The 22511-nt window shown below is 36.3% G+C and carries 12 protein-coding genes; 3 read left to right on the top strand and 9 right to left on the bottom strand.

Annotated features, from left to right (window positions below):
- Window positions 1-342 precede the first annotated feature (342 nt).
- On the top strand, window positions 343-2487 hold the full coding sequence (locus tag QLQ94_RS19670) for a catalase (RefSeq protein ID WP_271336935.1): 2145 nt from the start codon (window positions 343-345) through the stop codon (window positions 2485-2487).
- 18 nt (window positions 2488-2505) lie between these two features.
- The gene (locus QLQ94_RS19675; RefSeq protein WP_271336936.1) at window positions 2506-3093 is read left to right on the top strand and encodes a ferritin-like domain-containing protein; all 588 of its coding nucleotides are present in this window, start codon (window positions 2506-2508) and stop codon (window positions 3091-3093) included.
- Between the two features lie 675 nt (window positions 3094-3768).
- On the opposite strand, the gene QLQ94_RS19680 is transcribed toward QLQ94_RS19675, so the two are convergent.
- The gene (locus tag QLQ94_RS19680) at window positions 3769-4413 is read right to left on the bottom strand and encodes a YciE/YciF ferroxidase family protein (RefSeq protein ID WP_271336216.1); all 645 of its coding nucleotides are present in this window, start codon (window positions 4411-4413) and stop codon (window positions 3769-3771) included.
- 405 nt (window positions 4414-4818) lie between these two features.
- Between QLQ94_RS19680 and QLQ94_RS19685 the strand changes: the two genes are divergently transcribed.
- A complete protein-coding gene (locus tag QLQ94_RS19685) occupies window positions 4819-5568 on the top strand; it encodes a transporter (protein ID WP_482498318.1) in 750 nt (249 codons plus the stop codon).
- Window positions 5569-5612: 44 nt separating this feature from the next.
- On the opposite strand, the gene QLQ94_RS19690 is transcribed toward QLQ94_RS19685, so the two are convergent.
- From QLQ94_RS19690 to QLQ94_RS19725, 8 genes are all read right to left on the bottom strand, one after another.
- The gene (locus QLQ94_RS19690; protein ID WP_482498319.1) at window positions 5613-7286 is read right to left on the bottom strand and encodes a sensor histidine kinase; all 1674 of its coding nucleotides are present in this window, start codon (window positions 7284-7286) and stop codon (window positions 5613-5615) included.
- Between the two features lie 35 nt (window positions 7287-7321).
- Window positions 7322-7705, bottom strand: a complete 384-nt coding sequence (locus QLQ94_RS19695; protein ID WP_271336213.1) for a response regulator — start codon at window positions 7703-7705, stop codon at window positions 7322-7324.
- A 241-nt stretch (window positions 7706-7946) separates the two neighbouring features.
- Window positions 7947-9668 (bottom strand): FAD/NAD(P)-binding protein, encoded by a 1722-nt coding sequence (locus tag QLQ94_RS19700; protein WP_482498321.1) that lies wholly within the window; start codon window positions 9666-9668, stop codon window positions 7947-7949.
- Between the two features lie 51 nt (window positions 9669-9719).
- Complete coding sequence (locus QLQ94_RS19705) at window positions 9720-10622, bottom strand: magnesium transporter CorA family protein (protein WP_271336211.1); 903 nt, start codon at window positions 10620-10622, stop codon at window positions 9720-9722.
- Window positions 10623-11686: 1064 nt separating this feature from the next.
- On the bottom strand, window positions 11687-12823 hold the full coding sequence (locus tag QLQ94_RS19710; RefSeq protein ID WP_482498323.1) for a PAS domain-containing sensor histidine kinase: 1137 nt from the start codon (window positions 12821-12823) through the stop codon (window positions 11687-11689).
- A gap of 309 nt (window positions 12824-13132) precedes the next feature.
- The gene (locus tag QLQ94_RS19715; RefSeq protein WP_482498324.1) at window positions 13133-15073 is read right to left on the bottom strand and encodes an OmpA family protein; all 1941 of its coding nucleotides are present in this window, start codon (window positions 15071-15073) and stop codon (window positions 13133-13135) included.
- Window positions 15074-15085: 12 nt separating this feature from the next.
- Window positions 15086-15991 (bottom strand): PorP/SprF family type IX secretion system membrane protein, encoded by a 906-nt coding sequence (locus tag QLQ94_RS19720; RefSeq protein ID WP_271336208.1) that lies wholly within the window; start codon window positions 15989-15991, stop codon window positions 15086-15088.
- 63 nt (window positions 15992-16054) lie between these two features.
- The gene (locus QLQ94_RS19725) at window positions 16055-22054 is read right to left on the bottom strand and encodes a DUF7507 domain-containing protein (RefSeq protein WP_482498326.1); all 6000 of its coding nucleotides are present in this window, start codon (window positions 22052-22054) and stop codon (window positions 16055-16057) included.
- Between the last annotated feature and the right edge of the window lie 457 nt (window positions 22055-22511).

Genomic DNA, 22511 nt, shown 5'->3' on the forward strand with positions numbered 1-22511 from the left:
TTCCCTTTATCCTAAAAAGCCATTATGAAAAACATATTATAATTGCATTTCAAAAGTAAAATTAACCCAGGTAGCTTGATACCATTTTACAACTTTCCTTTTCATTATTATATTATTTTCTCATTGAGTCATAAATATTTCATAAAACACTGCAATCAAACATATTACATACTGAAAATTGTATAATGTCTTGCTGTAATTCTGTAAGTGCGGTCATTATGTTTAAAGTAAATTTGAACTGCCTGATAAATATATAAGAGCTCATCTTCATATACTCTGAAGTTGGAAATTATAGGAACTTCTGTTTCAGGCTTTGAATTGTAACCACTAAATATTACTTATATGAAAAATTTGCAGGATGAAAAGCAGAGAGATCTGTCTATCAACAAATCTGACGGCACCAATAAGTTTTTAACCACAGATCAGGGTGTCAGAATTAACGATGACAATAACACTTTAAAAGCAGGAGAAAGAGGGCCTTCTTTATTGGAGGACTTTATTTTAAGGGAAAAAATTACCCATTTTGACCACGAAAGAATCCCTGAAAGAATTGTACACGCACGAGGTTCGGGAGCACATGGTTTTTTTGAAGTAACCAACCCGATCCCGGAATTAACTAAAGCGGGATTTTTGCAGCAAGCCGGACTTAAAACTCCCGTATTTGCAAGATTCTCAACCGTTGCAGGCTCTCGTGGTTCTACCGATTTAGCACGTGATGTTCGCGGATTTTCGGTGAAATTTTACACTCAGGAAGGTATCTATGATCTGGTGGGAAATAATATTCCAGTGTTTTTCATTCAGGACGCATCAAAGTTTCCCGATCTAATTCACGCTGTAAAACCAGAACCGCACAATGAAATACCGCAGGCTGCATCTGCGCATGACACTTTTTGGGATTTTATTTCACTAATGCCCGAATCAATGCACATGATCATGTGGGTAATGTCTGATCGTGCCATTCCAAGAAGCTATCGTATGATGGAAGGGTTCGGGGTACATACCTTCAGACTTATTAATGAAGCAGGCGAATCTACTTTTGTAAAATTCCATTGGAAACCAAAATTAGGCACGCATGCTGTAGCTTGGGATGAAGCTCAAAAAATTTCAGGAAAAAATCCCGATTTTCACAGGGAAGATTTATGGGAAGCCATCGAGATGGGTAATTTCCCTGAATGGGAATTAGGAGTGCAAATAATTCCCGCTGCTGATGAAAATAAATATGAATTTGATTTACTTGACCCAACCAAGCTTGTACCCGAGGAACTGGTACCTGTAACCATTGTAGGGAGAATGGTACTGAACCGTAATCCTGATAACTTCTTTGCAGAGACAGAACAAATCGCTTTTCATCCCGGACATGTCGTTCCCGGAATTGATTTCTCTAATGACCCCTTATTACAGGGAAGATTGTTTTCTTATACCGATACGCAGTTATCCAGACTTGGAAGCCCAAACTTTCATGAAATTCCAATTAACCGAAGTGTAGCCCCTGTACACAATAATCAGCGTGAGGGACATATGCGTCAGGAAATTAACGTGGGCCGTGTGAGTTATCACCCGAATTCCCTTGGAGGCGGCTGTCCTTATCAGGCTAAGATTGCCGAAGGAGGTTTTTCAAGTTTTGAGGAACGTATCGATGCCCATAAAGTAAGAGAAAGAAGCGAAAGCTTTAACGATCATTTTGGCCAGGCCAAATTATTTTTCAATAGTCAGACCGCCACAGAAAAGAGCCATATCGTAAAGGCGCTTCGCTTTGAACTTGGAAAAGTGGAAACGACAGCTATCCGATTGAGAATGCTTGGACTTCTCTCGCAAGTTGATACAGAACTCGCAGAAAAAGTGGCCATAGGACTCGGTGCGACAGTTCCACCAGTATTGGAAACTCCATTAAATCGTGGTGTATCACCAGAAACTGAAGCAGAAGGTAAACAAGAACCTCAAACTGTGGATCAATCGGTTGCCTTCTCGGATGCTCTGACAATGCTGAAAAACCCGACTAACTCCCCTACTATTGCCTCGCGAAAAGTAGCAATTATATGCGCAGATGGAGTTTCACAGACAAGTGTCATGAATATTAAAAGTGCGCTTTTAAAACAAGATGCAAAAGGATGTATTATTGCGCCGCATCTTGGTTCGGTGCTTACAGACAACGACGGGGCCATTCATGTTGATTTTAGTTTTCTTACTGCATCTTCCGTATTATTTGACGCTGTCTATGTAGCTGATGGCTTGGGCATAAAAGTGTTAATTGACAATGATGATGTAAATGAATTCCTGAGCGATGCCTATAAACACTGCAAAGTAATTGGTGCAGATGGGCAGGCAATAACGGTCTTAAATGCAGCTCCTTTCGCATCAAAAATTACTAATGATGACCCAGGAATTATATTGGCAGGCGATGCAGGATCTGATGCATTTGCACAAGAATTTATTACAGCTATGGGGAAACACCGCATCTGGGAGCGTGAAAAAAACTTATATAACTAATACATAAAATCAAACCTTATGAAAAATTCAGAAAAACCAAATGAAATCAATGCTGCTAATAACAGCTCTAATTCGAATAAAAAAAACAGTGCTGAGATTGTAAAGCCGGCCAGTGATGCTGCCACAGAACTAAAAGAGCTATTCATTGACAGCTTAAAGGACATTTACTGGGCTGAGAATGCTTTGGTGGGGGCTTTGCCAAAAATGGCAGCCAATGCAACTTCTGCAAGTCTGGCAAGTGCTATTAAAGAACATCACGCGGTTACCCAAAACCAAGTGGCGCGTCTGGAGCAGGTCTTTGAACTTGTAGGAGAAAAGGCCGAAGGAAAAAAATGCGAAGCTATGGCAGGACTTTTAAAGGAAGGTGATAGTATCCTCGAGGAAACCGTTCCCGGAGCTGTTCGCGATGCTGGAATAATTGCTGCTTCGCAAAAAATCGAACACTATGAAATTGCTACTTACGGCACACTTGTCGCCTTTGCTAAAACACTTGGTGAGAATGATGCAGCAAAATTATTAACACAAACCCTTGCTGAAGAAAAAGAGGCTGACTGCTTACTTAACGATGTTGCATTAAATGCCGTTAATATAATCGCTGCCGAATAATTATTTTTTCACCAATTATAAAAAAATCTGCACCGTTTGGGAGGGTACTGAAAAACATCCCTTATTTTGATCAGATTTATTTTTAGACAAAAAAGCGCTTATAATAAGATCTAAAAAGACACGTTATAAGCGTTTTTCGCTTTATCTATATATTATATGAAGCTATATACGTCCATTTTTGATTTTATGGAAGGGCATTTGGACAATCCTTACAGATATAGTAATTCATTATATCAATTTCATCATTCTTTTTAAAATTGACCTTAAAAATAGTCATCGCTCCTTGCATGTACAGGTACGGTTCACAAATAACCGTGGAGGCTACCTTCAGGATAATATCATCCTGATTTTTGGATCTTCTACTGTATCATATTTCATGGAACAGGGTTGGTGAATAACTGCTACTTTCATGTTTTTTGTTTTTACAATTAATAGAAAAATAAGTAACTTTTATTTAAGCTATTAAATTTACAGATATCTGCTTATTCTTATAAATATTACACAAATAGAAATCCTATATAGAATTAAAATTGAAATTAATTTTAACTTGGCTTTTTTAGTATAATAGTACTTACAACTGAAGATAACCATAAATGTAATCTCTCGTTATATCTTGTGATAAATAAAGAAAGCCTGCAATTTTGAGATTGCAGGCTTTTTATAAAGAAAAATATTTTATTTATCGCCTTCAGTAGCGTCGAAATTGATAGTGTTATATGCTGCCTCGGTTAAGGTTATGTCCGCCTCTTTCTCTTCGTTTAAAGTCTGAATCAATAATGAAACAGCCTGATCTTCACCAAGGGTTTTCGCAAACGAGGCCAAGGTTCCATAAGTAGCAATTTCATAGTGTTCGATTTTTTGCGAAGCAGCAATTATTCCAGCATCGCGAACTGCACCTGGTTCAGTTTCTTCCATAATACCCTCGCCTTCTTTAATAAGTCCTTCCATAGCGTCACATTTTTTTGCAGCTGCTTTTTCTCCAATTGAAGCAAAAACTTCTTCCAATCTTGCGACCTGTCCTTGAGTAACTGCTAAGTGATCGTTGATGGCGTCAATTAAATTTTGAGAAGTAGCATTTTTTGCCATTTTTGGTAGTGCTTTTACAAGTGCTTTCTCAGCCCAGTAGATATCTTTTAATGAATCAACAAACAAATCTCTCAATCCTTCTGCGGCTGATGCCTTAGCTTTCACTGTTGTTTTAGAAGAACCTGATTTTGACTTACTATCAGCTGTTTTTTTAACAACTGTACTTTTAGAAGCTGAACTGCTTTTTGCAGACGTTACTTTTTTAGCGGACGCTTTAGTATTTGAATCTTTCATAATAGATATTTTTTAATTAGAATTTCAAATGTAGCATTGCTGGGTGCCAATTTCTTATACAATTTTCCAGCATTCTTTCATTATTTAAACCTTTAAAAATCAATACATAAGAAATTATAATTGTATAATAAAGTTCAATAATCATATAATTTTACTGTCTCTTGGCAAGCTACTTTTGGGTAAGTTAAAAAATTACAAAATTGTAAATATGATCTAATATTAAATGACTTAAACAAACTTATCGCCATGCAAAGAAATGTACAAACACAAGAGGGAAAATTACAATCAAAAGTTTCTTTCTACAATACCAGGAATCCTCAGAATTATGATATGATCGTTTTTTGCCATTTAATCAGGACTGCCAAGCCTTAAAAAAAACAGATTAAAATAAAAACAAAATGTAACATGAAAATATTCTATAGATCATTCACTTTCCTTATGCTTACTTTCTACTTTCCCTTTATGGCTTCGGCACAGCAAATGCAGACTGACCGCCCTAATGAAACCGAAAGCCCCAATGCTGTTACTTCACATCATCTGCAAGTAGAAAACGGATTTTCATTTGAAAGGCAGCAAAACGAGAAGACTTATGAAATTCCTCAAGTCGTGATGCGATACGGTATTTTTAAAAATACAGAAATTAGAGTTGAAAGTGTTTTAAAAATGAGCGATCAAAATCAACAACATGGTTTTGGTATTACGCCAGTTATAGTGGGTTTTAAATATCACATTCTCGATCATAAAGGCGTAGCTATTCCCGATATCGGTATTTTAGGTCGTGTGAGTATTCCGTGGATGGCAGACAAAGTTTTTAAAGATAAATACTACAGTCCGGAGATTCGTTTGCTGGCGCAGCATACACTTTCAAAAACTACTCATTTAGGATATAATGCAGGAGTTCACTGGCTTTCGCAATCAGCTGATCCTGAATACATCTATTCAATTTCTGCCGACCATTCCCTGAGCCAAAAATTAAAGTTATTTGTAGAAACATTTGGTACGGCCGTTTCACAGCATCATGCGCAAAACAGCGCGGATGTAGGAGTTTTGTTTTTATCCAATAAAAACCTGCAATTCGATTTTATGGCAGGAACAGGAATTATGCATGGATATAATAATAAATTTGCCGAATTGGGGGTGTCTTTCAGAATATAAAATAAGAGTACCTGTTAGCCACAATTTTTTTTATGCACTTTGCTTCAGTTGTGTTTTAAAGGGAGTATAACGGTAAATTTTGCACCTTCGCCAGTTTTTCCTTCTGCAAAAATATCTCCACTATGCTTTTGTACTATTTTTTTGCACAGTGCCAGGCCAATACCCGTTCCCCCATATTCAGTCTTATTGTGAAGTCTTTGAAAAATACTAAAAATCTGTTGGCTGTATTGTTGGCTGAATCCAATTCCATTATCAGCAATTTCAATTTTGTAATACGTGTTTCCCTCAATAAGATTTGAGTTAAAGGCAATTTCTTGTAACGTTACCTCTTTGCTGCTAATGGTAATAACTGGAAAAACATCGCTTTTACTGTATTTTAATGAATTGGAGATAATGTTTCCAAACAATTGGGCCATCTGCACAGGATCAGCCTCTATCGTTGGCAGAACTCCATGTTCAATAAAAGCCTTTTTCTGCAGGATTAAAATCTCCAGGTCAGATATGATCTCTCCAATTACATCATTGAGGTCAATAGTTGTATAAGAACTTTCCTGTTTTGCTACTTCACTGTAGCCCAGTAAATCGCGAATCAAATTAACCATCCTGTTAGAACAAATATTTATCTTGCCCAGATAAGTTCTCGAATCATCATCCATCAATCCAACTTTCTGCTCCAAAAGCTGCGAAAAAACACTTATTTTCCTTAATGGCTCCTGCAGATCATGTGATGTAATATGAGCAAATTGCTCCAGTTCTTCATTTGTTTTTTGCAATTTTAAATTTACCTCGTTAAGCTCTTTCGTTCGTGCCTCTACAATCTGTTCAATTTGTTCCTGCGCCAGCACGCGAGCTGTCACGTCAATAACTACCGCATATACTCCAGTTATAATATCATGCTCATTTCGGCAGGGCTCATAAATCAAGCTTACATATACTTTTTTCAGTTTCCCGTCCCTTGGCAGGAAAATTGGGATCTCATGTGCAACATGGGGTTTGCCGGTTTCATATACCTGCTTAAGCAATTTTTCAAACCCCTGGTCCTGGGCCTCGAATACGCCTTCGAAAATAGGTTTGTTCATTATTTCCTCAGCAGTTTTTCCCCACACTTCAATCATTTTTTCATTGGCAATATCTACAACATGGTCAGGACCGGTGAGAATGCACATTCCAATTGGTGCCTTAAGTATAGTATTGCGCAGTTCCGCTTCCTTTTCTTCTATCTGCTTTATTGCCAGTACTTTTTTAGTAGTTTCGGTACAGATCACCAAAACTCCTTCAATTTGTTTATCCAGACCGCACACAGCACTATAACCAAATGTCCAGTAAACATCCTCAATTTTTCCATTTCTGGAGATCGGAATCAGCTGGTCTTCGCTCCAGGTAGCTTCCCCCCCGGTGTATACCTGATTAATTAAAGGGCCTATCGTTTTCCAGATCTCTTCCCAGCAAGGTTCCCCTTCCTGACCAAGTGCGAGCGGATGTCTTCCCTGATCTCCAAGACTTGGGCGGTAAGCATCGTTATAAAACTGAACTTTTTTTTCTCCCCACCATAAAAACATAGGGAATTTAGAAGAAAGCATGATATCTATTGTGATATGTAGGCTTGCCGGCCAATATAATGACGATCCGATTGAGGTCTTCGACCAATCGAATGCTTTTGTCAGGCGTTCCATTTCTCCATTTCGGTGGTCAGAAATCTGGTCCCTGCTATTTATCATGTCTTTATTCTCCTTATCTAGTGTCTGCATAAATTTTACCCAATTAAAAATTTATTACATATGGCAACCAGGCCATTAAAATCCATAGGTTTAGTAATATAATCATGGGCACCCATATCTTTGGTCCGGTTTTTTAATTCATCTACTGATGAAGTAGAGAACATTATAATTGGGATATCTCTGAGTTCGATATTTTTTTTAATATGCTGCAAGAATTGTATACCATTCATCAGTGGCATATTAAAATCAAGTAAGATGACGTCAGGGACGATTATCTTCTGTTCGAGTTGTATTACTGCCGAAAGTGGATCATTGATCGCTGTGTACCCCACTTTTTCGGACACTTTTCGCAGCGCTAAAAGAAACATTTCACAATCGTCAGTATCATCATCAACATGTAAAATGTGTTGGAATTTCATCTAGCGGTTATTTGTTTGTAAGTAAATATACTCTTATTTTACGGGGTATTTCAAATTAAATTCTCTTAGTTTAAACGAATACTGAGGGTATCTGTGCTCCTGGATCTTTATTTTAATCTTTAAAAATTCAGATTTTCACTGAGAAGTACTTTAAACGAGAGAAAGTTATTTTCGCTTTTTTTGAAAAAAAAGATAATATGTCTATATGTAGGAAAAAGATATTACTGTACAATTTCTTACTTTAATTTATTCCCTGTATGCTATTTATAATACGCAATGATACCGCTTCGCAAAAATCCAGTCCGGAATAATCCGGATTATAACCTCCAATGTACGGAACTGCCATAATAAATATGTTTTCATTGTAGGCTCCGTACTGGTCAATAATTTGAAAATTATCATTTATTGCAATTCCCGATACGTTTAAAAAGTAACTTCCTGTACTGTCACTTTCTACGGAGCCGTTGCCTTCTAAAAAAGCAAGATGCCCTCTTTCACTTGATTTGAATTTTATTTTTGCAGGACTGACTGCTTTTTGTGAAAGTAAACTCTTAAAAGGGAAATCTGCGTAAGATAGATGTGGCTGACCAACACAATCAATAAAAGTTTCATAAAATACGGATTGTGGATTGTTATGCTGATCCAAGAAGTTATACCGGATTCCACCACCATTTTGCGGTTCTACGGTACTTTCTGCACCAACGGGAATAATATCCAGAACTCCTGCGTAGTGAAGCGCCAGTAACTCGATACAGGATTTTTGCGGAACAAATGCAATTACAATTGATATCAATGGCATAAGTACTTTTTGAAGTCGTTGGATATCTTCTGCCGAAAGGTATTTTGCAGGATGATTCATAGCAAAGCTCAAAACTGCCAGCATCTCTTTCCAATACACTGATTCCTGCCTTTTTATCGATTTCTCAGCCTGAATATATTCTGCTTTTAAAAGCTGAAATGGTTCAAGACGTTCTCGGAGTTCCATCATTTCCAAAACAAAATCCTCAATACTGAGATCTTTAATTCTATTGTAAAAATCAGGATCTTTATCGCGGAATATTTCTTTAAAATCTTTTTGAAATACAAAATCCAGTGAGAGAAAACCATCATTCTCTCTTCTGTGCAATTCAATTTCTTTTTCCGTCAGCAGCGAATTATTATTAAGATGAGAATCTTCGAGATGAAATCTTACTGCAGGTAGCATTCCACTTCTGGAATGCATGATCATTTTAAAATCGGGGCTTTCTACATGGCTTTGAAAACTTATATTTCCATTTTCATCTTTTTTAAATGAACCATTTTCTCTGGCAAGAGTTCTTATGGCGTCTATCGCGGTTAAAGACGACCCTTTTATAGCTACTGGGTGATTGAGTTTAAGCAAAAGCTTTGATGGCGGATATGGAGCGTCATAATACCCTTTGACCTTTCCTTCATATCGCAGTGGCCAGTTGTGTCCTGTACAAATAACTACATGGTCAAATTTATCTTTTTCAGTAATTGTTTCTACCCATACTTCATTGTCTTGTTCGTTGTAACTAATATCCACCACATTGCTTTGATAGTGAATTCGTGTTGTTATTCCAGCTTCATCTCCTTTTTGCTGTAAAAGTTTAAACTGGTCGGCGAGATAATATCCAAAAAGTAATCTTGGCACTACTTTATATTCAGTAAATTTATCAGGATCAATTTCAAATCTTTCCAGTAAATCTAATGGTACAGTCAAAATCCATTCTGAAATTGAAGTGGCAATTCCGGGCGTTTCGTTATCTGATACATTGGTTACATGTTCGTCATTTGCTCCTTCTCGACTATAAGGCATTCCTGCGCCAAGGGTAGATTTTCGTTCATAGATGTCTATTTCAAAATTTGTGCTTCCTGATTCAACCAATCTTTTATACATAAACAGTCCGCTTGGTCCTCCTCCTAAAATCGCAATTCTCTTTTTATTTTCCATCATTTTCATTACGTTTCTATTATTGTTTAACTGTAAATTTTCAATTTATAAAATACTATTCTAAAGCCATTTCTTTCTTTTAAACCATAAAAAAATTATTATAGAAACTAAAACCATTACAATTAAAGTAATTGGATATGCCCAATAATAATTAAGTTCAGGCATAAATTTGAAATTCATCCCGTAGATCCCTGCTATAAATGTAAGTGGCATAAAAAAAACAGAAAACACAGTGAGCACTTTCATAACATCGTTTGTTTTCCTGGCAGATAAAGACAAATAAATATTCAATAACTCTTTTGCATCTTCCTGAACCTGATCGTTGAGCATCAAAAGTTTAGTATGCAGATCGTGAACATCTCTAAGTGCCGGTACTTCTTCTCCTTCTGCCCTGATAGAATTTACAACTTCATTACTCAACAAAAGCAGTTTTTTGTATAATCCTGCCCTGTTTTTTAGGTAATAAATTGCCTCTATCATATCAGCAGGGATATTTTTTTTCAAAAATAATTTAGATTCATAACCGTCAATTTTATTCGATAGATTTATAGCGGGCTGTTCAAAAGAATGCAGTGCATCGCGAACAATATGAATGACAATGCCTGTGCTTGTTTTAACTTTCCCAGTATCGACATACGTTTCTTTTATAGTTGAAATTAAAGGCTGGGCTGTACGATGAACTGTAATGATAAAGGATTCGTTATAAAAAACAGCAATTTTACAACTCAGACTCTGGACGGTCTGCAATTTTTCCTTATTTTCACTGACAACTCTTATAATTAGGAAGTGGGTATTATTGTGTTCCTCAAATTTTGGAAGATGATCCGGATCCAGGCAATCTAGTAGTGCGTATGAATTAAGATGAAACTTTTCACTTATGGCTGATAATTCATGATCAGTGGGATCAACAAGATCAATCCATTCAATGTTGGTACCTTTAATACTGCATTGGGTTAAAGCCATCTACTACTTCTTTAAATATTTTATAATTTATTACTGCGCTTTATTAATAATGATAAAGCGACTAAAGATAGTACTCAGAGCATTTAAAAGATTATATAATAAAAGATGAAACTTTCAGAATTATAGTGTTTCAAAATTTTGTATAATGATAGTACAAGGATTAATTGTATAACTATATATGTGTGTAAAATAAAAGCGATTTTTCGACTGGATTTCAATTCGGCAGGGGAATATTAGTCTACTTCTTTTTTAAATGCTGAAGGATATTTCTCGAGAAAGAATTAGCCCTGGATTTAATTTCAAGACATTAATATTTATATAGCTATAAAAATTGCAGAAATAGCCTTGTGTATTTTTATCACGCAGGAAAAATTTCACAAGATTTGAATCTACTGCCTTCAATATAATAGACTTCGGGTAGCAATTGACCTTTCGTATTTATGAGTTTAAGAAATTAAAAAAGGCAAAGATAAAACGTATCCCAAATGCGACAGAACCAAAAGAAGTGGGCATAAACTTTTTATTTAAAGATGTAAAAAAAGTATATATTTGAAAAAAAATACTCTACAAGCTTTGTAATTACTAAAAGTATACTTTGATGTTCTGCACTTCCTTCTTTTGTTTTTTTTTGTATGGCACTATATCGTACCGATAAACTTTTAAAAATAATTCAAAAACATCAATAATTCCTCAGGTAGGATGCCAATTTTAACTCAAAAAAAGCCAGCAGTTTAAGTAGGCAATTCTTGCTGTTATTGTAAACATTAATAAAGTATAAACTAATTGTTATAAATTCAATTCACTCTATAATGTAGTTACAATAAAAGAAACTATTCTAACATTTTTTTTGACATCTTCTCGGATTCTTTTTATAATATAATATAGCGCAGATCCTAGTGTTGGACTGGCATTTTTTAAAATTTTAGAACAACAAATTCTACTAGATTAAAAGACTATCTTTAGTATTATTCTGCAACATATTTGAGTCTGATTTTTGAATTCAAAACCCTAGTTTTCTGGACAAAATTTTTAAATAATTAAGTTCAATTGAAATCCTTTTTAAGTTAATGCCTTGGTGTGTCGAAAATAATTCTCACAGATGTACCTACTAATACTGTACTTGCTATAATTATTCTGCAATTGATCTTTTCCGCCAGAGTCAGAACAAGTCGCAAACCAAGTCCAATGCCCTTTTCATTATTAGTTCCTCTTCTACTGCGATAATTTTGACTCAGAACAGCGTCAAGCATTTCTGTACTCATTCCTATTCCGTTATCGTTAATTATTAATTCATTCTCAAGGGCCTTTATCGAAATTAAACCATTTTCAGAGGTAAACTTAATGGCATTTGAAATGATGTTTCGCACAATAGTAGTTAGTATTTTCAAATCGTTTTCTATATCATTAAGCTTCTCTATATCAACAGCAATGGTAATACTTTTGTTCTCATATGTAGCTTTATTCACTTTTAGCGCATTATTTATTAGCTCATCAAAATCAATCCGGACTTTTCTATATTGAATATAGTTGAAATTTAGTCTGGCCCAACTAAACGTAGTATCTAATAATTGCAAAGCCTCTATAGACTCCACTTTTAGAATCTTCATCATTGAAATGAACTCCTGTTGCGAAATTTCCGATTGCTCACCTAGAGATGAGATAGAAATTAGGTTTGCAATAGGACTGCGTAAATCATGGCCTAAGATGGTAAGCATCCTGTCATTATTAAGGTTGTTTTTTCTTAATTTCTCCTGTAACATAACATCGCTATCAATATCAACAAAAGCAATAATATGTAACTCTTTTACAATGGAACTTTTAATTTCAAACCATTTTTTTTCTCCTGTTTTGCAGGTGAGATGTGCTTTAATTTTCACGTGCCCTTTACCAGTTTCTTTAATTTGCTTTTCTCGGGAAGCCCATTGCTGGGTAATTTCAGTACGCAAGAAATCATCTGGGAAAATTAATTTTAATAAATCCGTTCTTGTTGTTACTTCATCTATAGTATAACCTATTTTTTTATTAAAATTTTTATTAAAAAAAAGATAAAAAAATTCACCTCCGACTTTCTCAGAAATTATGATAGGATAGGGTAAAAAATTTACTATTTTTTTGAGCTCAATTCTTGATATCTCAACTTGTTCTTCTGTAGCCATAGTTATTCCCATTTTTATAAAAAACATTGCTTTACTTACTTTCATTTATTTACCGATTAATTATAAAAAATAATGCGTTTTCAAAAACCTGACTAGAAATACAATTGCTCTTTAATGAAAAAAACAAGAATTGATTAAAACACATTTTAAAAAAAACAGCAGTAAATAAAAATTTACTGCTGCCCAAATAAATCCATTTTATATAATCTTCCAAAATTATATACTTTCCATTTTCGCCTTATGCATGTGTTTCTCACACGCATAAGGCAGACAATCTAAATTACATTTTCCGGTATTGATTCAATATTCGATAATGTAACTTAATATCACAACTCAAAGATTAGCTTATACTCATTATTGGATTGAAACGATAATAAATTCACTTCGTCTGTTTAACTGATGCTCTGCCTCACTACAAGGGACACCATCAGAACATTTGTTTACCAGATGATTCTCTCCATAACCTTTCCCTGTCAATCTACTTGGGTCAATCCCTTTTTTAATTAACCATTGTATAGTCGATTTGACTCTTCTTTGAGATAAAGCGAGATTGTATTTAGCGGTCTGACGACTGTCAGTATAAGAACGAACATCAATTTTCATCTTTGGGTATTGGGTCATGACCACCAGGATTTTTTCCAGTTCAAAGGCTGAATCTTTTCGAATAAACGATTTGTCCAAATCAAAATAAATAATCGGAATATTAAGCGTTTTAGCCAGGTCTGTTCCTATTTCTATTGGTTTAATTCGTTTTTCTAATTGCAGCTCTAAGTTGGTTTCTCCACTTTTTCCTTCTATTCTAACTGGAATTTCCCTAGTCTCATATTCTTGTTTTACTCCCCTTAGATGATAACTTTTATTGCATTCCACATTAAATTTATAGCTTCCATCCAATCCTGTTACCACTTCGGCTATGGTTTTAAATTGTCCGTCGAGCAAGATTACTTTGGCATTCTCCAGTATTTTTTTAGTTTCAAAATCGACTACAGTCCCTTTTAATACTTGTTCACAAAGTAGTTTTCTGGTTTCGGTAAACATATAAATATCGTCGTTTCCTAGGCCTCCTTCTCTATTGGAGGAGAAGAATCCGTTTCTTGTTTTACTATCGATAATAAAAGCAAAATCGTCTTGTTTTCCATTTACAGGAGCACCAACATTTTGCACTGCCCCAAATGTACCTTCCGCATCTATTTTTGAAACAAATACATCAAGTCCACCTAATCCTGGTCTGCCGTCGCTGGCAAAATACAGTTCATTACAATCAGATATAAAAGGAAATGTTTCTCTTCCTTCGGTATTGATTGTTGCTCCTAAATTTTCGGGTATTCCAAAACTCCCATTACTACTAATCGTTACACTAAACAGATCTGATTGTCCTAATGTTCCCGGCATATCTGATGCAAAATACAGTTTCTTCTCATCCTTGCTTAATGCTGGATGTGCCGTACTGTATTGGTCACTGTTAAATGGTAATTCAGATATATTACTCCACTTTCCATTAACAAAATTTGCTTTATAGAGTTTTAATAATGTAATTTTCTTGTCGTCTTTTCCTCTTTTTCCATCCAGAAAATTGTTTCTTGTAAAATACATCGTTTTTCCATCCCTGGTAAAAACAGGTGTGGATTCATTAAATTTTGAATTGATTTTTTTTTCGAACCTCTCTGGCTTACCCACAGTTCCATCAGCTTTTAATTCTGCCCAATATAAATTTGTGAAAGATTTATTTGTCCATTTGAATGTTTTTTTAGCTACTCCTCCGGTATCTCTGGCTGAAGTAAATACAAGTTTGTTGTTGTAATAGGCACTTCCATAATCCGTTTGAGTGGAGTTAATTCCGGTATCGGTCATTTCAAATCGACCGGAATTTGACTTTATTTGCTCGAGATAGTTTTTATTGTTTTCAAACAATATCCCTCTTTTATCAGTGGCAATTTTTCTGTTGAATGCCTCTAAAATTTTATCCGCTTTGGCATAATCCCCCATAGCTTTTAAGCTTTGGGCGTAACGATAGTAATATTCTGTATCCTGCTCTTTATTCATTAGAAAAAGGGCATCATACCATTTGGCCGCCTGGGGTAATTCACCATTAAAATAATAGGAATTTGCCAATCTCTGGAACACATCTTCATTTTTATATCCTTTGTTGGCTACTCTTTCATAAATATCAATAGCATCAACATAGGCGTATTTGTTATACTCTTTGTCTGCTTTTTCCTGACTTGATGTTTGCGTATTTCCTTTTAATGTCATCAACACTAAAAAAACTGCGGAAAATAGGTGTTTAATTTTCATCTTTTGAGAGTTTTAGAAGAATCTTGGTGAAGTTATTCGGCTGTAGTTATTTAAGAATTCAAATCGGAGAAATATCTCATGTGACCCTGAATTATAATGACTTAATCTGGTAGTCTCATGATCGTAAGCATATCCGATATAAAGCCCGTCGGTAATTTGAAATCCTGCCATAGCACTCAATGCTGCACTCCATCTATAGGTTACTCCTATGACAAATTTGTTATTGAACATAAAGTTTGTCGAAAGATCTACCTGTAATGGAGCTCCTTCAACCATTTTAGTCAATACCGCTGGTTTAAATTTTAGATAAGGATCCAGATCAAATACGTAACCGGCTATTAAATAGTAATTTATTCTGTCCTTAAAAATAGCCACATCATTATCATTGTACCTATTGGTTTCAATAAAATTAGGAACTGATAATCCAATGTAGGCTTTATCAGAATGCCAATAAACCCCTGCTCCGATATTAGGTGTGACTTTGTTGTTTAGATCCTGAAACTGTGGATCTCCCTGATCCTCGGGATGTAATTTATTAACATCCAGATTAAACAAGTTAGCTGTTGCCTTGATTCCAAAAGAGAGTTTAAAGGTCTCAGATGTAGGGACGGTGTAGGATAAATCGGCAGACAACGTGTTCTCATTTGTGGGGCCTATTTTATCATTTAACAATGAAACCCCTATTCCCAAATTACTATTATTAAGTGGTGTATTTACTGAAAAACTACTGGTTTCCGGTGCTCCATCTAGTCCTACCCACTGGGTACGGTACAGTCCGAAGATGCTCATTGCTCCTCTTGATCCTGCATATGCCGGATTTATACTGATAGTATTGTACATATATTGGGTGAACTGCGAGTCTTGCTGCGCAAATCCCACTACGGAAAAAAACATAAAAAATATGGCTGATTTTCTCATTTATTTTTCTTTTAAGAATGACTTAGTTTTTTCAGGACTAAGCCATTACGAATTGTTTTAATGTTATCTATTAAGGTATAAATATCCTGCTTCCTGATGCCCATTGGAATCACTATCCTTATATTTCAAAATATAATAGTAAGTCCCTACAGGTAATCCATCAGATTTCTTAACTGTTGTTCTTCCTTCTGACATTCCTCTAAAAGCACGTTCTTCATTATTATAATGGTCACGCTCGAATACCAACACTCCCCAACGATTATAGATTTCAATAGTATTCTCAGGATAACATTCTAAGCCCTGAATATAGAAGCGTTCATTCTTAGAATCACCGTTTGGAGATATTGCATTAAATACTTTTATAATGCAACCCTCTATAGCTAAAACTGTTGGATTATCTCCGTCAATATTATTGTCATCAGATGCATCCCTTACAGTAATGCCTAAAGGATTTACTGCCGTTACAATAGCCTGATTGGAAACGTTTTTGGCATTGATATCACTTTGTTTCAGAACATAAACTCCTTTAAAAGTAGTACTGTCAGTTTCTCCCGGAGATAAAGATATTGGACCTCCAGTCATTTCAATTCCAGGAAGCGGATCTTTAATTGTAACCTCTTTAAGTCTTACATTTCCAGTATTTATCACAGTAAAACTATAACTAATGGTTTCACCTGCATCAGCACTTCCGTTATTATTTGCATCGTTGAAAATGGCTGTTTTGATTAAAGCAATACTTGATTTTTGTTCCAAAGTAGTAACCGTACATTTAGGACAGGTTGTTTCATAAAATTTATCTTTTGGAGTTAATGGCGCTTCATCCTGAGAATCATTCTCAATATCATTACCATTGGTATCTTTTCCGCTTACAAAAGCTAAATTATATACCGCTCCAAGATCAATATCAGCTTGTGTCATTGTATAACTTGCTGTATAAGTTGTTGCATCAATAACGGCTGGGGATAGCGAGGAAATTGGCCCTCCTGAAACTGCAACCATAGGATCGGATACTTTGATATTGCTGATCGTAACATTTCCTGTATTTATTACTTTGAAAATATAATCAATACGATCTCCTACATTTACAGTTCCATCTTTATCAGTATCATGGTACGTACCCATTTTGTATAATTTTAAACCAGGTTCCTGAGATAACTTTGTTTCGGTTGGATCATCATTTGAATCTGAGGTTCCTGAAGTATCACTTACTGTTGCGTTATCAGGAGCTGTTCCTGTGGCAACAGCTGAGTTGCTCACACTTCCATTATCAATATCAGACTGCTTAATGGTGTATGTAGCAGTGGCAGTACCTGTGGCTCCGGGAACTAAACTCGAAGGACTGGTAGTCAGATTGGCACTGCCCGTCATTGCATCATCAACAACTACTGCGCTAAGGGTAACATTACCTGTGTTTTTAACACTGAACGTATATGTGATTACATCACCTACCGCTCCTGTACCTCCAACACTGCTGGTTTTTACAACGGCAATCTTTGGGGTTTGGGTCAATGTCGTTTCAGTAGCATCATCATTTGAATCTGAGGTTCCTGAAGTATCATTTACTGTTGCGTTATCAGGAGCTGTTCCTGTAGCAACAGCTGAGTTGCTAACACTTCCATTATCAATATCAGACTGCTTAATGGTATAAGTAGCCGTAGCAGTACCTGTAGCACCGGGAACTAAACTCGAAGGACTGGTAGTCAGATTGGCACTGCCCGTCATTGCATCATCAACAACTACTGCGCTAAGGGTAACATTACCTGTGTTTTTAACACTGAACGTATATGTGATTACATCACCTACCGCTCCTGTACCTCCAACACTACTGGTTTTTACAAGCGCGATTTTTGGTGCTTGTCTCAGTGATGTTTCGGTTGGATCATCATTGGTATCAGAGGTTCCTGAAGTATCATTTACTGTTGCGTTATCAGGAGCTGTTCCTGTGGCAACAGCTGAGTTGCTAACACTTCCATTATCAATATCAGACTGCTTAATGGTGTATGTAGCAGTGGCGGTACCTGTAGCACCTGGAGCTAAACTTGAAGGACTGGTAGTCAGATTGGCACTGCCAGTCATTGCATCATCAACAACTACTGCGCTAAGGGTAACATTACCTGTGTTTGTGACAGTAAAACTATACGTGATCACATCACCTACTGCTCCGGTACCTCCAATAGTACTTGTTTTTACAAGCGCGATTTTTGGTGCTTGTCTCAGTGATGTTTCGGTTGGATCATCATTTGAATCTGAGGTTCCTGAAGTATCATTTACTGTTGCGTTATCAGGAGCTGTTCCTGTAGCAACGGCCGAGTTACTCACACTTCCCTTATCAAGATCAGATTGTTTGATGGTATAAGTAGCAGTGGCAGTACCTGTAGCACCTGGAGCTAAACTTGAAGGACTGGTAGTCAGATTGGCACTGCCAGTCATTGTATCATCAACAACTACTGCGCTAAGGGTAACATTACCTGTGTTTGTGACAGTAAAACTATACGTGATCACATCACCTACCGCTCCTGTACCTCCAACACTGCTGGTTTTTACAACGGCAATCTTTGGGGTTTGGGTCAATGTCGTTTCAGTAGCATCATCATTTGAATCTGAGGTTCCTGAAGTATCACTTACTTTTTTGTTATCAGGAGCTGTTCCTGTGGCAACAGCTGAGTTGCTCACACTTCCATTATCAATATCAGACTGCTTAATGGTATAAGTAGCCGTAGCAGTACCTGTGGCTCCGGGAACTAAACTCGAAGGGCTTGTGGCCAGGTTGCTGCTGCCAGTCATTGCATCATCAACAACTACTGCGCTAAGGGTAACATTACCTGTGTTTTTAACACTGAACGTATACGTGATTACATCACCTACCGCTCCTGTACCTCCAACACTGCTGGTTTTTACAACGGCAATCTTTGGGGTTTGGGTCAATGTCGTTTCAGTAGCATCATCATTTGAATCTGAGGTTCCTGAAGTATCACTTACTTTTTTGTTATCAGGAGCTGTTCCTGTGGCAACAGCTGAGTTGCTCACACTTCCATTATCAATATCAGACTGCTTAATGGTATAAGTAGCAGTGGCAGTACCTGTGGCTCCGGGAACTAAACTCGAAGGACTGGTAGTCAGATTGGCACTGCCCGTCATTGCATCATCAACAACAACTGCACTAAGGATTACATCACCCGTATTGGTCACCGTAAATGTATAGGTAATCAAATCTCCTACTGCTACTGTATTGCTAACATTACTTGTTTTTACAAGTGCAATTTTGGGTGATTGCGTTACTGTTAGTAAAGCCTGATCTGTTGTTATAACACAGCCTGCATTACTATCAGGATGGGTCGTTATTATTTTGTAAAGGTTTTTATTACTTACTAACTGTACATCTGTTAGTTCCAGTTTTGAATTGACTTCTTCCTGTAAAGCAGTAAATATAATTCCGTCATCTTTACTTACATACCATTGGTAAGTAAGCTCATTGGTGACATCTGCAACAGTCTTAGGATTTGTATAAAAATTACTTACTTTGGTTGCAGAAATAGCTGATGAAAAAATAGCGGTATCGCCAATATTTACTGTTTGATCAGGCATTAATACATTTACAGTAATTTTTAAAGCAGTGTAAACAGGCACTAAAGTACCGGTATATGTAGCCATTGGATTAAGAACTGTTCCATCAGGTTTAGTTGCTACAGGATCCGGACCTAATCCGTACTGACCTCCGTCTCCTCCGTCTGCATTTGGATCGTTATAATACTCATTAGAATCAGGACAACCATCATTATCGCTATCCAAATCAAATGCATCAATTATCCCATCACCATCTGTATCAAAAACATCGGCTATTCCATCTCCATTTACATCGGTATAATCTGTTTTAGATCCATCACCCGGACCCGGACCTTTGCTGACATCTTGAAAATTTAAAATACCATCTCCGTCTTCATCTCCAAAAATATCATATCCATGAGATTCGTCAGTATCCAAAATACCGTCATTATCTGCATCTAAATCTACTCCATCATCCTTACCATCGCCATCAGTATCCGTTACTTGAACAGGTATAGAAGCTATATTGTTTTCGTAATCACATTCTACTAAACCAGTCGATGGAAAATCTGACCCTAAATCAAAAGGCGTTTGAACTGAACCGTTATCATTAACAACTGCAAACAATTTATAGCTTTGATAAGAAGGGATTGTAATTGTAATAGTTTTTGTAGTACCCGAAGCAATCACTTCTGTTGTATAACCGGTTCCTACAATGGTTGCTGCTGTGGTAGTAGGATTACCATTGTACACTGTTACAGGGCTTCCTGCAGGTAGATCTGATGCTCCTAAAACACTCACTTCAAGTGTCAATTCACCTTTAGGAACATTATAATGTTTCACACTTTTTAATTGCACGTCTGTAGCTGCAACTGTTCCTGGTTCTAATACTAAATTTATGGGATTTAGCTGAACATTATATTGATTTAAAATTCTATATTTTGTAGAATTTACCGGCATAAAGTTCGACATTTTGGTTTCTTGCCTGGTCACGGTCAAATCATCATTGATATTTACGACACGATATCCGCGTTGGTTCCATACTTTTCTTGCCGGTTGCCAAGAAGATCCTGCGCCAGCTTTAAAAATATTTAGACGCCCCTCGCCTGAAGCAGCACGTGGAAGACCAGTAAAAGCAATTATTTCTGCCTGACCATCATTATCAATATCAGCTATCACAGGATGCTCCATCCAGGTTAGCGTCCCGGAACTAAAGGTCGCCAGATTAACAGGAGTTCTGGTGTTTCCATCAATAATACGCACTTGCGTCTCATCATTATAAACAAGTTCCTGAATAGCATCACCATTAAAGTCAAAGGATGTTATTCCTGTTTCGCCTGAACTATCGGTTGTAGCGAGTGACCAAACTACATTTCCGGGAATTTGTAAATTATAGGCAACAATCTTGTTCGTGTATCCTATCAAAATTTCAGGGAAATCTTTACTCATGCCATCATTTGCAACCTCATCATACATATACGAAATTGTAGGCATACTTTGCCTTGCAGCACTTCCTACTGTGGCTATATTTAATAAAATTTGATTCGCGACTGGATCCCAAACATACACGCGGCCACCATTCGAAAATACAATATCTAAATTTCCATCTAAGTTCAAATCCGCTACAGCTGTGGGGCCGTCAATATTTAATGCAATTGAACTGTTAATAGCATTTAAACTCCTTAGTACTGTCAGAACTCCGGTTGTCATATTAACGCCATATACCGTACCTCCCGCCACAATTTCTTTCCCGGGATTTGAAGGTAAGATATCAACTACAACTATATCAGCCCCCCAAGAACCTGTATCTTTTCCATGCGGCCTACTTGTTGGGAGAGAAGTAAATCGTTTTAAGGTTTTATTTATCAAATCAAATTTAAATATGTTGTGTCCTACAATAATTTCCGGGACACCATCTTCATCAATATCTGCTATCCGCGGAGAACCATATATGACGGTAGAAGGCAAGTCAGATTTAAATTTATAGGTTGTTGCATTACCTCCTGTATGACCGAATACGTAAACATATCCATTCACATCAACACTAATAACCTCTGCTTTTCCATCCCTGTCAATGTCAGCTATAGCAGGTTGTACAACAGTACCACTAACAGGCTGGTACAAGGATATTCTAAAATTAATACCCGCATCTACGATTGCTCCTCCAATGACATGATAGGTCATATAACCTGTAGTACTGTTTCCTAAAGGGGCTATAATTTCTGGAATACCATCTCCATCCAGATCTCCAATTGTTGGCGATATCGATACATCTAATGTGTTTGGAGGTCCCTGAAGCGCTAAATCTATTTTAAAATTTGGGGCTGGTGCGGGCACAAAACATGTAGGTGCAAGGGTCGTATAACACTGCGGATCATACTGATCAACATAACCATTGCCATTATCATCAAGCCCGTTATTACAAATTTCCTGAGCCTGCAGCGATAAATGCAATAAAAAAAGAAGCATGCAATAAATGATCTTCTTTTTGTTATTTAAAAAAAAAGTAAAGTTTTTCATAAATGTATGATTTAATTGTCTCGGGTTGTATGCTAATAATTTTTGAATTATTAAAAATGAGGAAGGGTTTTTATAGCGGTATTTTTGAATCTGGTAGCGAATTTTACAACTCGAATTTTGAATACTCACTGTCTAAAAAGGTGTTAAAAAAGGACATTAATAATTGAATAAAGTTTGTCTCTCGTTACTTTTAAATTAAAAAAAAGAAATCAGTTATTTTTTTTAGCACTATCAACTTCTAATTATTTATTTCATTACTATTTCTCTTGCTAAATTACTTTAATACTATTTTAGAATAAAGCACATAAGTATGCACTATCGTGAAAGTGGATAGGCGAATAAAAACCATTAACAATTGACTATAAGTAATTTAAACCGAAATTAACACGTTAACTTTTCTTTAACAAACAGGGCAAAAAAAGATCCTGTTTTATCTAAAAAACAGGATCTTTTTACC

The organism is Flavobacterium sp. B114r, from assembly GCF_056824125.1.

Bases quoted from the DNA above. Each gene is read 5' to 3' on its own strand.
- QLQ94_RS19670 (WP_271336935.1), top strand. From the start codon at position 343: ATGAAAAATTTGCAGGATGAAAAGCAGAGAGATCTGTCTATCAACAAA.
- QLQ94_RS19675 (WP_271336936.1), top strand. From the start codon at position 2,506: ATGAAAAATTCAGAAAAACCAAATGAAATCAATGCTGCTAATAACAGC.
- QLQ94_RS19680 (WP_271336216.1), bottom strand. From the start codon at position 4,413: ATGAAAGATTCAAATACTAAAGCGTCCGCTAAAAAAGTAACGTCTGCA.
- QLQ94_RS19685 (WP_482498318.1), top strand. From the start codon at position 4,819: ATGAAAATATTCTATAGATCATTCACTTTCCTTATGCTTACTTTCTAC.
- QLQ94_RS19690 (WP_482498319.1), bottom strand. From the start codon at position 7,286: ATGATAAATAGCAGGGACCAGATTTCTGACCACCGAAATGGAGAAATG.
- QLQ94_RS19695 (WP_271336213.1), bottom strand. From the start codon at position 7,705: ATGAAATTCCAACACATTTTACATGTTGATGATGATACTGACGATTGT.
- QLQ94_RS19700 (WP_482498321.1), bottom strand. From the start codon at position 9,668: ATGAAAATGATGGAAAATAAAAAGAGAATTGCGATTTTAGGAGGAGGA.
- QLQ94_RS19705 (WP_271336211.1), bottom strand. From the start codon at position 10,622: ATGGCTTTAACCCAATGCAGTATTAAAGGTACCAACATTGAATGGATT.
- QLQ94_RS19710 (WP_482498323.1), bottom strand. From the start codon at position 12,823: ATGAAAGTAAGTAAAGCAATGTTTTTTATAAAAATGGGAATAACTATG.
- QLQ94_RS19715 (WP_482498324.1), bottom strand. From the start codon at position 15,073: ATGAAAATTAAACACCTATTTTCCGCAGTTTTTTTAGTGTTGATGACA.
- QLQ94_RS19720 (WP_271336208.1), bottom strand. From the start codon at position 15,991: ATGAGAAAATCAGCCATATTTTTTATGTTTTTTTCCGTAGTGGGATTT.
- QLQ94_RS19725 (WP_482498326.1), bottom strand. From the start codon at position 22,054: ATGAAAAACTTTACTTTTTTTTTAAATAACAAAAAGAAGATCATTTAT.